Here is a 13,659-nt window from a genome sequence, read left to right on the forward strand (position 1 = left end):
CCCCCGCCCCCGTCGGACTCGGCCCTCGCGGCCCAGCCGGCCCGGCACGGCGACACCCATGAGCAGTTCTACTTCGTCCTGCCGGACCGGTTCGCCAACGGCGACAAGGCCAACGACAAGGGCGGGCTCACCGGTTCGCGCATGACGACCGGATACGACCCCACCGACGAGGGCTTCTTCCAGGGCGGCGACCTCAAGGGCGTCACCCAGAAGCTGGACTACATCAAGGGGCTCGGCACCACCGCCCTGTGGCTGGCGCCGATCTTCAAGAACATCCCGGTGCAGGGGACCGGTGCCAACGCCTCGGCGGGCTACCACGGTTACTGGATCACCGACTTCACCCAGGTCGACCCGCACTTCGGCACCAACCAGGACCTGAAGAACCTCATCTCCACGGCGCACGCCAAGGGCATGAAGGTCTTCTTCGACGTCATCACCAACCACACCGCCGACGTGGTGACGAACAAGGAGAACTCCTCCGACTACCGCTCCAAGGGCGCCTACCCGTACCTCACCAAGGACGGCAAGCCCTTCGACGACGCCGACTACGCGGACGGAACCAAGGAGTTCCCGGCCGTCTCCGACGCCTCCTTCCCGTACACCCCGCAGGTCACCGCCGCGTCCAAGGTCCCGGCCTGGCTCAACGACCCGACGATGTACCACAACCGGGGCGACTCCACCTTCGCCGGCGAGTCCGGCACCTACGGCGACTTCGACGGCCTGGACGACCTGTGGACCGAGCGTCCCGAGGTCGTGCACGGCATGGAGCGGATCTACGAGCGGTGGGTGAAGGACTTCGCCGTCGACGGGTTCCGCATCGACACCGCCAAGAACGTCGACCTGGACTTCTGGACCCAGTGGGCCACCGCACTCGACCGCTACGCGGCGGCGCACGGCCGGAAGAACTTCTTCATGTTCGGCGAGACGTACGACACCGACACCTCGGTGACCGCCCCGTACGTCACCCGGGGCCGCCTCGACGCCACCCTCGACTTCCCCTTCCAGGGAGCGGCCCGCGGCTACGCCTCCCAGGGCGCGAGCGCCGGCAAGCTGGCGAGCGTCCTCGGCGACGACTACAAGTACACGACCGACCGGGCCAACGCCTATGAGCAGGTCACCTTCCTCGGCAACCACGACATGGGCCGCATCGGGTACTTCCTCAAGCAGGACAACCCGAAAGCCTCGGACGCCGAGCTGCTGAAGAAGGACGAGCTGGCGAACGAGGTGATGTTCCTCAGCCGCGGCAACCCGGTCGTCTACTACGGCGACGAACAGGGCTTCACCGGCGACGGCGGCGACAAGGAAGCCCGCCAGACCATGTTCGCCTCCCAGGTGCCCGGCTACCTCGCCGACGACGAGATCGGCACCGACCGCACCCACGCCAGCGACTCCTACGACACGAAAGCGCCGCTGTACCGGCAGATCGCCCGCCTCGCCGCCCTGCGCAAGGCCGAACCGGCCCTGACCGACGGCGTGCAGAGCGAGCGGTACGCGGCCGACGGCGCCGGGATCTACGCCTTCACCCGCACCGACGCCAGGAGCGGCCAGGAGTACATCGTCGCGTTCAACAACGCGGGCGAGGCCGAGTCGGCCACCTTCGCGACCGGCTCGGCGGACATGTCGTACCGGGGCGTCTACGGCGCGACGGGCACCGTCAGCTCCGACGGCGGCCGCAAGGTCACCGTCACCGTCCCCGCCGAGTCCGCCGTCGTCTACAAGGCGACCGGCGCCCTCGACAAGCCCGCGAGCAAGCCGACACTCACCCTGAACGCCCCGGCCGCCGGTGCCACCGGCACCGTGACCCTCGGCGCCGACGTCGACGGCGGGCAGCTGAACCGGGTGGTCTTCGCCGCCCAGGTCGGCAACGCCAAGTGGCAGGTCCTCGGCTCCGCCGACCACGCCCCCTACCAGGTCACCCAGACCCTCGGCACCAAGGTCCCGGCCGGTACCGCACTGCGCTACAAGGCCGTCGTGATCGACAGCGCGGGACACACCGCGAGCGCCACGGCGCAGAGCACCACCGGCGCCGTACCCGCGCCCGCCCCGCCCACCGCCTCCTCGCGCGACTACGTGATCGTCCACTACCAGCGCACCGACGGCGACTACGACGACTGGGGCCTGTACGCCTGGGGCGACATCGCCGACGGCGAGTCCACCACCTGGCCGGCCGGACACCCCTTCACCGGCCGGGACGCCTGGGGCGCCTTCGCCTACGTCAAGGTCAAGCCGGGCGCCTCGAACGTGGGCTTCCTGGTCGTGGACAAGAACGGGAACAAGGACACCGACTCCGACCGGAGCATCGACGTCACCAGGACCGGTGAGGTCTGGGTGAAGCAGGGCGACACCGGCGTCCAGACCCAGCGGCCCTCGTCGTACCCCGCACCGGACACCACCAAGGCCGTCATCCACTACCACCGCGCCGACGGCGACTACGACGGCTGGGGGCTGCACGTCTGGACGGGCGCCGCGAACCCCACCGACTGGTCGGCCCCCCTGAAGCCGGTGAAGACTGACACCTATGGCGCCGTCTTCGAGGTCCCGCTCGCCGCAGGTGCCAGCAGCCTCAGCTACATCATCCACAACGGCGACGAGAAGGACCTCGCCGCCGACCAGTCCCTCGATCTCAAGGCCGACGGCTACGAGGTGTGGCTGTTGAACGGCCAGGACAAGCATCTGCTGCCGGGGCCCGCGGGCAGCGCCGCCGACCTCGACCTGACCACCTCCAAGGCGGTCTGGATCGACCGGGACACCGTCGCCTGGGACGGCGCCGACGGCGCCGCCTCCACCCAGCTGGTCTACTCCCACGACGGCTCCATCACCGCCAAGGACGGGGCCCTGACCAGCGACGACGAGCGCTGGCTCCGGCTGGGCAAGACCACCCTCACGGACGCCCAGAAGGCCAAGTTCCCCTATCTGAAGGACTACACGGCCTGGTCCGTGGACCCGCGTGACCGCGGCCGGGTGCGCGCGGCACTCACCGGTCAGCTGGTCGCCTCCCAGCGCGCCGCCGACGGTGCCGTGCTGGCCGCGACCGGTGTGCAGACCGCGGGCGTCCTGGACGACCTCTACCCGGCCGCCACCAAGGCACGGCTCGGCCCGGTCTTCCACGGCGGCCGGCCCACCCTCTCCGTGTGGGCGCCCACAGCCCAGAGCGTCGCCCTGGAGATCGACGGCGCGGACCGGCCCATGCACCGCGACGACGCCACCGGCGTCTGGTCGGTCACCGGGCCCGCTTCCTGGAAGGGCAAGAGCTACCGGTACGTGGTCAAGGTGTGGGCGCCCAGCGTCCGGCAGCTGGTCACCAACAAGGTCACCGACCCCTATTCGGTCGCCCTCACCGCGAACTCCGAGCGCAGCGTCGTGGCCGATCTGGACGACAGGTCCCTCGCCCCGAGCGGCTGGTCCACCCTGCGCAAGCCCAAGGCCGTACCGCTGCGGGACGCGCAGATCCAGGAACTGCACGTCCGGGACTTCTCGGTCGCGGACAAGACCGTCCCGGCGAAGGACCGGGGCACCTACCTCGCCTTCACCGACAAGAACAGCGACGGCTCCGAGCACCTGCGGGAGCTGGCGAGGTCCGGTACGTCGTACGTGCATCTGCTGCCCGCCTTCGACTTCGCCACCGTGCCCGAGAAGAAGGCCGACCAGCAGAGCCCCGACTGCGATCTCGCCGCCTACCCGGCCGACTCCGACCAGCAGCAGGCCTGCGTGGCGAAGAGCGCCGCGAAGGACGCCTACAACTGGGGCTACGACCCCTACCACTTCACCGTCCCCGAGGGCTCCTACGCCACCGACCCGGACGGCACCGCGCGCACCGAGCAGTTCCGGCGGATGGTGCAGGGGATCAACCAGGACGGCCTGCGGGTCGTGATGGACGTCGTCTACAACCACACCTCGGCCAGTGGCCAGGCGGACACCTCCGTCCTGGACAAGATCGTGCCCGGCTACTACCAGCGGCTGCTCGCCGACGGCTCGGTGGCGAACTCCACCTGCTGCTCCAACACCGCGCCGGAGAACGCGATGATGGGCAAGCTGGTCGTGGACTCGATCGTCACCTGGGCCAAGGAGTACAAGGTCGACGGGTTCCGCTTCGACCTCATGGGTCACCACCCGAAGGCCAACATCCTCGCGGTCCGCAAGGCCCTCGACGCGCTCACCCTGAAGAAGGACGGCGTCGACGGAAAGAAGATCATCCTGTACGGCGAGGGCTGGAACTTCGGGGAGGTCGCCGACAACGCCCGCTTCGTGCAGGCCACCCAGGCGAACATGGCCGGCACCGGCATCGCCACCTTCTCCGACCGGGCCCGCGACGCGGTGCGCGGCGGCAGCCCCTTCGACTCCGACCCCGGCGTCCAGGGCTTCGCCTCCGGTCTGTACACCGACCCCAACGGCTCGGCGGCGAACGGTACGCCGGCCGAGCAGAAGGCCCGGCTGCTGCACTACCAGGACCTGATCAAGGTCGGGCTGACCGGCAACCTCGCCAAGTACCACTTCACCGACACCGACGGCAAGGAGGTCACCGGCTCCGAGGTCGACTACAACGGCGCGCCCGCCGGATACGCGGCCGCGCCCGGCGACGCCCTCGCCTACGTCGACGCGCACGACAACGAGTCCCTGTTCGACGCGCTCGCCTACAAGCTGCCCCAGGGCACCTCGGCCGCCGACCGGGCCCGGATGCAGGTCCTGGCGATGGCCACGGCCACCCTCTCGCAGGGCCCGTCCCTGTCGCAGGCGGGCACCGATCTGCTGCGCTCGAAGTCGCTGGACCGCAACTCCTTCGACAGCGGCGACTGGTTCAACGCCATCCACTGGAACTGCGCCGACGGCAACGGCTTCGGCCGGGGCCTGCCCATGGCGGCCGACAACCAGGACAAGTGGTCGTACGCCGGTCCGCTGCTGACCTCGGTCAAGGTCGGCTGCCCGCAGATCGAGGGCAGTTCGGCCGCCTACCAGGACCTGCTGAGGATCCGTACGACCGAGAAGGCGTTCTCGCTCGACACGGCGGGCCGGGTGCAGAGCGAGCTGTCCTTCCCGCTGTCCGGCAAGGACGAGACCCCGGGCGTGATCACCATGACCCTGGGTGACCTGGTCGTCGTCTTCAACGCCACCCCGCAGGCGCAGCGGCAGACGGTCTCCGCCCTGACCGGGACCGGATACCGGCTGCACCCGGTGCAGGCGTCCGGCGCGGACCCGGTGGTGAAGACTGCCGGTTACACGGCGGCCACCGGCACCTTCACGGTGCCGGCCAGGACCGTGGCGGTGTTCACCCGGTCCTAGGGCCTGTCTGACAATTCCCGTCGTCGCCCGGAGGGCGGCCGCGCGGCGTCAGGTGCGTGCTCTCGGGGTGCCGGGCGTAGGCCCTCGTACTGGACGTACTTGGGTCTGCGCCCGGTGCCGCGAGAGTGCGTGCATGGCGTCGCGCGGCAGACGGGAATTGTCAGACAGGCCCTAGCGCGCTCCAGCGCGTTCTACGAAGTCAGCGAGGTGAGCCGGCCGATGAGCTCCGCGAAGGGGCCGTCGGCCGGTTCGTCCTTGAGGATGGCGCGCAGCACGTCCGCCATGGCCTCGTCCCGGGTCGCGCTCACGGCGACCAGGGCGGCGAAGTCGTGCACCAGCTGGAGTTCCAGTTCCTCGCGCGGGATCCGGCGGCCGTCCAGCCAGATCAGCGCGGTGGACTCGGCGAGCGAGATCCAGGAGCGGATGACCAGCTCCAGGCGCGCGGGCGCCTCCGCGATCCCGAGATGGGCCAGCATCTGCTCGTACGCGGACTGCCGTACGTCGTCGATCAGCGCGTTGGTGGTCGAGACATGCTCCTTCTCCCGGGAGCCGGGCGCGGACACGGCCGGGCCGCCGCGCATCAGGGCCGAGAAACCGGGGCCGTACTCGTCCACATGGGCGAAGAAGCGATGCATCACATGCAGCAGCCGGGCACCCAGCGGACCCTCGTGCGGCTCGGTGAAGCGGGCCTTCAGCTCCTCCGAGGCGCGCCGCAACGCGGCCTCGTACAGGCTGAGTTTGCCCGGGAAGTAGTGGTACACCAGCGGCCGCGAGATACCCGCGGCCGCCGCTATGTCGTCGATGGAGACCTCGTCGGGCGAGCGACGGCTGAACAGGTCGAGAGCGACGCTGATCAGCTGCTGCCGTCGCTCCTCGACACCCATCCTGCGGCGCACCCCGGTAGTCATACGAACACCTTACCGAGCGGATCCGGCCGTCAACGGTTCGGACCCGAACCGGTGTTCACATCACTGCGTCACAGATCGAGCACAAGGCGTTCGCCGCGGGCCCGGGACACACAGATCAGCATCGAGTCGTGGCGCTCCGCGTCCGTGAGCAGCTCGTCCCGGTGCTCCACCTCGCCCTCCAGGACCCGCTGCTGGCAGGTCCCGCAGAAGCCCTGCTCACAGGAGTAGACGGTGCCCGGCAGCTCCCGGCGCACCGCGGCCAGCACCGTGGAGTCGGCCGGCACGCTCACCGTGCGCCCGCTGCGCCGCAGTTCCACCTCGAACGCGGTGTTCCCGTCCGCCGAGGCGCGCGGCGCGAACCGCTCCAGGTGCAGCGCGGCCCCCTCCGGCACCCGCGCCGCGACCGCCTCCATCAGCCCCTCGGGACCGCAGCAGTACACCGCCGTGCCCGGGGCCACCGCCGCGAACAGGGCGTCCAGGTCCGGCCGCCCGTCCTCGTCCTCCGCCACCAGGGTCAGCCGGTCGCCGGCCAGCTCCCGCACCTCGTCGAGGAAGGGCATCGAGGCCCGGGTCCGCCCGCAGTACAGCAGCCGCCAGTCGGCATCCTCCGGCAACGCGCGCAGCATCGGCAGCACCGGGGTGATGCCGATCCCGCCGACGACGAAGACGTACGACCGCGCCTCGGCGAGCGGGAACCGGTTGCGCGGCCCGCGCACCTCCAGCTCCATGCCCTCGGCCAGCTGCTCGTGCACCTCCCGCGAACCGCCCCGCCCGTCCTCGACCAGCCGGGTGGCGACCGTGTACGCCGAGGTGTCCGCGGGGTCCCCGCACAGCGAGTACTGCCGCACCAGACCCGAGGGCAGCACCAGATCCAGATGCGCACCCGGCGTCCAGCGCGGCAACTCGGCACCCTCCAGGCGCAGTCGTACGACACCGTCGGCGATCGTCTCGTGCGCGGTGAGCAGCAGCCGCAGCGCCCGGGAGCGGGGCCGCCCGGAGATCGGCGTCTCCAGCGCGGGCATCGGCCACAGCGGCGAGACCTGGACGCGGCGGCGCAGCGCGCTCCGGGTGAGCAGGGCGGCGCCCGCGAGCAGGGCGACCGTACGCAGTTTCGGCATCAGGCGGCACCCTTCAGGGAGCGCTCCGCCTGCTCGGCGGCGAGCGCGGCCGGGGAGGCGGCCAGATAGGCGACGGCCTGGGCGGTGGAGAACTCGTGCGAGGGGTGGTAGTCCCGGCCGAGATAGCGCGGGATGGAGCGCAGCATGGCACCGGTGCCGGGCAGCACGCCCGCACGGCCGCGGTCGTAGAAGTCCTTGAAGGACGCCTTGGCCGCCTCGGGGCCGGTCAGCGTCGGGTCGTTCGCCATGAAGAAGCGGACCCCGCGCTGCCACAGGAAGAGCAGGGCCGAGAACGCGCTCGCCCAGGTGCGGGCCCGGCGCCGGTAGCTGCCGTCCAGATGCGTGAACAGGTCGAAGGCGACCGAGCGGTGCTCGACCTCCTCCGCGCCGTGCCAGCGCAGCAGGTCCAGCATGGTGGGGTCGGCGCCGCGCCGGTCCAGCTCGGCCGCGCCGAGCACCCAGTCGCCGAGGAACGCGGTGTAGTGCTCGATCGCCGCGATGAGCGCCACCCGCTCCAGGAGCCACCAGCGGCGCGCCCGGCCCGGCGGCAGGGTGCGGTCGCCGAGCAGCTTCTCGAAGAACCAGTCGACCTGCGCGGTGTACGGCGTCGGGTCCAGGCCCTGCGCGCGCAGATGCGGCAGCACCTCGTCATGGGACTGGGAGTGCATGGCCTCCTGCCCGATGAACCCGATGACGTCCTCGCGCAGCCGGTCGTCCTTGATCAGCGGCAGCGCCTGCTTGTACACCTGCACGAACCAGCGCTCGCCTGCGGGCAGCAGCAGGTGCAGCACATTGATGGTGTGCGTGGTGAACGGATCCCCGGGCACCCAGTGCAGCGGCGTGTCCTCCCACGAGAAGGACACGTTGCGGGCCTTGAGCGCGATGCGCTCGGACTCCACCGGCCGGGCCTGCGTATGAGACATGGCGTCAATGTACTGACGGGTAGGCGCTCTGAGAAGAGTTCCGGCACGGCTTGTTTACGCAGATGTCAATAACGGCGGATGTCAATGACATGCGTACGCGCGGGTCCTAGTGCAGCCCGTCGATCACCTTGCCGCCCGCCAGTGTGCCCTTCAGTTGAGCCTGCGCCCCCTTGGCGGCCTTGGAGATCAGCAGGGAGCCCGGCGCCGACGCGGTGATCCCGCCGCTCGCGTGGATCGCCACCGTGTCCGGGGAGCCCGCGGCCAGCAGATACCAGTGCCCGCCCTTGGACTTCCACAGCACCCCGGCCAGCACATGCGGATCGCGCGGACCGCACGCCGCGGTGTCGGTGCCCTTCGCCGTGACGGCACCGTAGCGGGAGCCGGGGACGCGGAACTGGGCCAGCGCCGCGGCGCCGTCACCCCGCCAGGTCTCGGCGCGGGTGCAGACCCATTGGCCGGCCCCGCTGCCGTCGGGCAGCGGCTGCTCCGCGTAGTCCCAGGCGTTGACGCTGCGCACGCCCGAGGAGCGCTCGGTGGCCAGCGAGCAGGCGAACGGCGCCCACGCCTGGAGCCCCTCGGGCCCGGCGGCCTCGCCGGTCGCACCGGGGCGCCCCGCGGTGAGACGCGCCGGGACCAGCTCGCCGAGGTCGGTGGCGAGCTGGGTGCCGAAGCCGCCGGAGACCTGGAGCACGGTCCAGGAGGTGCAGTTGCCGGTGGCCAGGGCGGGGCTGGTCAGCGGGGCGGTGACACCGCCGGTGACCGTGAGCGGGTTGGGCGCCGCGGCCGGCTTCAGCAGATCGCGGGTGGCCGCCCTGGTCACCCAGGGGGCCAGCAGATACTGCACATTGCCGTCGGCGCGGCCGAGGACCAGAGCGCTCGCCTCGGCGCCGGTCGCGCCGTCCACCCGGGCGAAGTCCAGGGCGGCGCCCTGGGTGCCGTCGGCCGGTTCCGCGTAGCGGGCGATGCGCAGACCGTCGTAGAGGATCACCACCCGGGCGGCGTCCACCTGCCCCGCGTACAGCAGTTGGGGCGGGCCCGCGGGGCCGCCGGTCTGGGTGCCGGGGGTGGCCGAGACCCGGACGTTCTGCCCGGGCCGGGCCCAGACCGCGAGGGCGCGGCGCAGCAGGTCCTTGTCGCCGGTGAGCGGGCCGCGCGCGGGCCAGGCCGAGAAGTCGGTGCGGGCCGCGGCGCGCCAGGCGGTGGGGGAGACCCGGGTCAGCTTGCCCGGGTCGAGGGCGGCCTGGGCGGCCGGGTTCTCGGCGTAGACGGGGGCGGCGGCGCCGTCCGGGCCCCAGCCGGAGTGCGGCAGCGCGAGCAGCGCCCCGCACACCGCGAGGGCGGCCGCGGCGCCGAGGGCGGCCCGGGTGTGCTGGCGGCGGCGCAGCAGATCGGTCGGCCGGGCCTGGAGGGTGCAGGGGTCGAACTCGGGGGAGGAGAGCAAGCCCGGCTGGGCGGGCACGCTGTTCGCCATGGCGAGGGCGCCGCCCGGGTCGTCCACCCCGGCCGCGTCCAGGATCTTGCGGATCTCCTGGTCCGGTAGCCGGTCGAGGCCGCGCAGCACATAGGCGGCGCGGGCCGGCGCGGACAGCTTCGACAGCCGCTGGTCCAGGGCGAGTTCATCGGCGCCGCCGGAGCGCGGGAGCAGCCGCAGGCCCCAGACGCGGGGGAGCAGCGGGGGCAGGCCGCGGTGCGGGCGGGCGGCGGTGAGGGCGGCGCGCAGGACCCGCTCGCGCAGATAGGCGTAGCCGGGGTCGCTCTCCCGGGCCGCCGGGTCGCCGGGGTCCCGGCGGGTGTGGGTACGGCCCGCGGGCTGGGCCGGGATCAGGTCGGCCTGCTTGCGGCCCCGGGGCAGGGCGCGCTGGGTGAGGGCGTGTGCGGTCAGCACCCGGCGCGCGCGGCCGAGACCCGGCGGCAGCACCAGATGGGCGAGCCGGACCAGCCGTGGATAGTGCTCGACGAGCAGGGCCTCGGCCCGCTCGACGTCGGCCGGTCCGGAGGCGGCGGGGGCGTGACGGTGGGCTACATCCTGTGACTGCACGTCCGGAAGAACGAGCGAGCCCTTGGTTGGTCACCGTCAAGCGACGCGTACATGCCGATGGAGCGGCCGGTTCAGGCCTCCGGATCGACCAGGGCGCGCGCGTAGTTGGCCATCGACCGCTGGTAGCGCGGCAGATGGGCGGCCAGCGCCTCGATCACCAGGGACAGGCCCTCGCGGTCGCGGCCCAGGCTGGAGAGGCACAGCGCGAGACAGGCGCGCACCGCGTCGTCCAACTCGTCGCTCGGCCCGTCCAGTTCGGGCGTGAGGAGCTTCACGCCCTCTTCCGGCTGCCCGATGTTGCGCAGCGAACTCGCCAGCTGGATCCGGGTCCGCCGCCCCCGGTAGCCGTCGAGGCCGCGCGCCAGCGCCTCCCGGTACAGCGGCACGGCCCGGTCCGAGTGCCCGGTCGAGTCGAAGGCGCAGGCCCGCTCGAAGGGGCCCCGTGGGCTGTCCTCGGGCAGTTCGGCGACGAGGCCGTCGATCAGGGCGCGGAACCGAGCCGCGCGCTCCTCGGGGTACTCGCCGCGGGCGAAGGCGGCCCAAGCGGCGTCCACCCGGTCTTCCCAGTCCTGGTTCACCGCGTCACCCTCGCACACACGTGCCCTTGAGGTCACCGGAATTGAACCGGTGCGCAGCGGCGTCCGCGAGCCGGTGCTCAGCGGGGCCCGCCGTCGAGGTACGCCAGCACCGCGAGCACCCGCCGGTTGTCGTCGTCCGACACCTCCAGGCCGAGCTTGCCGAAGATGTTGGAGGTGTGCTTGGCCACCGCCCGCTCGGTGACGACCAGTTGGGCGGCGATGCCCGCGTTCGACCGGCCCTGCGCCATCAGCTCCAGCACCTCCCGCTCGCGCGGGGTGAGCCGGCCGAGCGGCCGGTCGTCGGCCGAGCTCCGGGCCAGCAGCTGCTGGATGACCTGCGGATCCATCGCCGTACCTCCCGCCGCGACCCGTCGTACGGCGTCCACGAACTGCTCCGCGTCGAACACCCGGTCCTTGAGCAGATACCCGATCCCGCCGTCGCCGTCGGCGAGCAGCTCCCGCGCGTACAGCTGCTCCACGTGCTGGGAGAGGACCAGCACCGGCAGCCCCGGCCGGGCCCGCCGGGCGGCCAGGGCGCACTGGAGGCCCTCGTCGGTGTGCGTGGGCGGCAGCCGTACGTCGACCACCGCCACATCCGGCTTCAACTCGGCCAGTGCCCGCGTCAGTTCGGGCCCGGACTCGACGGCAGCCGCGATCTCGAAGCCGTACGCCTCCAGCAGCCGGACCAGTCCGTCGCGCAGCAGGAAGAGGTCTTCGGCTAGGACAACACGCACGGGATCTCCATGGTCACCATGGTGGGGCCGCCCGCGGGAGAGCTGACGGCCAGGACGCCGTCGAATGTACCGAGCCGCTTCTCGATCCCGGCGAGCCCGGAGCCGGACCCGACCGAGGCACCGCCCCTGCCGTTGTCGGTGACCGTGATCCGCAGCCGGCCGTCGGTGTGGTGCAGATCCACCCAGAGCCGGTCGGCGCCCGCGTGCTTGGCCGCGTTGGTGAGCACCTCGCTGACCGCGAAGTAGGCGGCCGACTCCACCGGCGCGTCGGCCCGGCCCGGCAGCTCCACCGTGACCTCGGCGGGCAGCGGCAGCCGCAGCGCCAACGCCCGTACGGCGTCGCCGAGTCCGCGTTCGGCCAGCACCGGCGGATGGATGCCGCGGACCAGGCCGCGCAGCTCCTCCAGGGCGTCCACGGAGTTGCGGCGGGCCTGCGCAAGCAGCCGCCTGGCCTGCTCCGGGTCCTTGTCGAGCAGCATCTCGATGGTGCCGAGGTCCATGCCCATGGCGACGAGACGGGCCTGCGCGCCGTCGTGCAAATCCCGTTCGATGCGCCGCAGTTCGGCGGCCGAGGTGTCCACCGCGTCCCGCCGGGTCTCGGTCAACACCCGTACCCGCTCGACGAGTTCGCCCTCGCTGTTGTCGAGCACCGCCCGCACGAGCCGGAAGTGCGCGGTCAGCAGGCCCGGGGTGAACCGCAGGGCGACCCGCAGGATCACGAGGGCGAGGACGGCCGCGCCGATGGCGGTGGCCTCCCCGGTGACCGGGACGAACGCGTACCAGTAGGTGCCGCCCCGGGTGTACGCCCGCCACAGCCCGAAGGGCAGCAGCAGCCCCTCGACGGGGTAGAACAGCAGCAGGGCCGGGAGCAGCGCGCTGATGAAACCGGCCGTGAAGTCCACCGGCAGCCAGCGCACGTCCCGCCAGGTCTGCGGGTCGCCCAGCATCGTGAAGGTGCGCGTCCACGGGTTGGTGCCGCGCGGGATCGGCCGGTACACCGCCCGGATCCGCACCCCGCACCACTCCGCCGCCAGCCTCCGGCGCACATCCGCCAGCGCCCTGACCCCCGTCAGTACGAGGGGGGTCGTGAGCAGTCCGATGCCGAGCGGGATGAAGGCGAGGGACACCAGGGTCAGCACCAGGAACGCGATGCCGAAGGGCATCGTGATCAGGGCCAGCATCAGTCCCTGTACGGCGGCCAGCAGGGACCGGCGGGCCCTGTCGCGCATGTTGTCGCTGTTCATACGGCGAGTCTCGCCGACCCGCAGGCGGGGGTCACTGGCCCGAGGCCCCCTCTTGGGGGGTGGTGCCAGGTACACCATCGGCGTCGGGGGCGGTGCCGGACACGCCGGCGCCCTCGTCCTCGGACGCGGCTCCGGGGGCGCCTTCGCGCAGCGCGGCCAGCACCTTCGCCTCCACCTCCGGGTCGAGGCCCGGGGCGCCGCGGTCGGACCGCTGGGGCGGGGTGCCGCCGATCGAGGTCAGCCACCGCCAGGTGTCCGCGACGGTCTCCTGCACCGGGCGGCACACCAGCCCGGTGTCCGACGCCCTGCCGGCATCGGCCCGATGGCAGGCGTCGTACATCTCACCGCCCGGCGGCACCCACACCGGCAGCTCGGTCCACGGCTCGATCCCGGCGTCCAGAACCGTCCGCGGCTCGGCCCAGCACAGCTCGGCGGCCGCGCCGGTGGCCGCGAGGCACGCGTCGAGGAACGCGCCCATGGTGGTGTGCCCCGGCGGACTCACCAGGTCGTACGGTCCGCTCAACTCCCGCTCCAGCGCGCCGAGAAGCCAGTTCGCGAGGTCGCGGGCGTCGATGTACTGGAGCGGCAGCCCGCGCGGACCGGGCGCGAGGACGGGACCCCCGCGGGCGATCCGGGCCAGCCACCAGGGCAGCCGGCCCACGTTCTCGTACGGCCCGAGGATCAGCCCCGCCCGCACCAGCAGCGAGCCGTCCGCGCCGAAGGACTCCAGCGCGGCCAGCTCACCGCCCCGCTTGTCCACGGCGTACTCGCGCTGCTCGGCGTCCGCCGCCGCGCCCTCGACCAGCGGGGCGTCCGCCCTGGCCCCGGCCGGCCAGGGC

9 protein-coding genes are annotated in these 13,659 nt (G+C 72.3%); 1 reads left to right on the top strand and 8 read right to left on the bottom strand.

From position 1 onward, the window contains the following. Nucleotides 1–5,277: pullulanase-type alpha-1,6-glucosidase (pulA, locus tag CCN72_RS23205; protein ID WP_086809251.1), on the top strand; the 5,277-nt coding region annotated here is incomplete at its 5' end. A 191-nt stretch (nucleotides 5,278–5,468) separates the two neighbouring features. Here the strand turns inward: pulA and CCN72_RS23210 are convergent. From CCN72_RS23210 to CCN72_RS23245, 8 genes are all read right to left on the bottom strand, one after another. Then, nucleotides 5,469–6,185 carry a TetR/AcrR family transcriptional regulator gene (locus tag CCN72_RS23210; RefSeq protein WP_086809253.1) on the bottom strand — a complete coding sequence of 239 codons (717 nt, stop codon included), beginning with the start codon at nucleotides 6,183–6,185 and terminating at the stop codon, nucleotides 5,469–5,471. A gap of 68 nt (nucleotides 6,186–6,253) precedes the next feature. Next, nucleotides 6,254–7,303: a PDR/VanB family oxidoreductase gene (locus tag CCN72_RS23215; RefSeq protein WP_086809255.1), complete on the bottom strand. Its 1,050-nt coding sequence runs from the start codon at nucleotides 7,301–7,303 to the stop codon at nucleotides 6,254–6,256. After that, nucleotides 7,303–8,226: a metal-dependent hydrolase gene (locus CCN72_RS23220; RefSeq protein WP_161216077.1), complete on the bottom strand. Its 924-nt coding sequence runs from the start codon at nucleotides 8,224–8,226 to the stop codon at nucleotides 7,303–7,305. Before CCN72_RS23220 ends, CCN72_RS23215 begins: the two co-directional genes overlap by 1 nt. A gap of 106 nt (nucleotides 8,227–8,332) precedes the next feature. Next, the gene (locus CCN72_RS23225) at nucleotides 8,333–10,264 is read right to left on the bottom strand and encodes a hypothetical protein (protein WP_086809259.1); all 1,932 of its coding nucleotides are present in this window, start codon (nucleotides 10,262–10,264) and stop codon (nucleotides 8,333–8,335) included. Between the two features lie 71 nt (nucleotides 10,265–10,335). After that, nucleotides 10,336–10,842 (bottom strand): tetratricopeptide repeat protein, encoded by a 507-nt coding sequence (locus CCN72_RS23230; RefSeq protein ID WP_244174402.1) that lies wholly within the window; start codon nucleotides 10,840–10,842, stop codon nucleotides 10,336–10,338. A 77-nt stretch (nucleotides 10,843–10,919) separates the two neighbouring features. Continuing rightward, a complete protein-coding gene (locus tag CCN72_RS23235) occupies nucleotides 10,920–11,576 on the bottom strand; it encodes a LuxR C-terminal-related transcriptional regulator (RefSeq protein WP_086809263.1) in 657 nt (218 codons plus the stop codon). Next, entirely contained in the window at nucleotides 11,561–12,820 is a 1,260-nt protein-coding gene (locus tag CCN72_RS23240; RefSeq protein ID WP_086809266.1) for a sensor histidine kinase, read from the bottom strand. The genes CCN72_RS23235 and CCN72_RS23240 overlap by 16 nt, the downstream gene beginning before the upstream one ends. Before the next feature lie 31 nt (nucleotides 12,821–12,851). Further along, nucleotides 12,852–13,659: Rossmann-fold NAD(P)-binding domain-containing protein (locus CCN72_RS23245; RefSeq protein ID WP_244174404.1), on the bottom strand; the 808-nt coding region annotated here is incomplete at its 5' end.

This window comes from Streptomyces murinus (assembly GCF_002154555.1).
Lineage (GTDB): Bacteria > Actinomycetota > Actinomycetes > Streptomycetales > Streptomycetaceae > Streptomyces > Streptomyces murinus.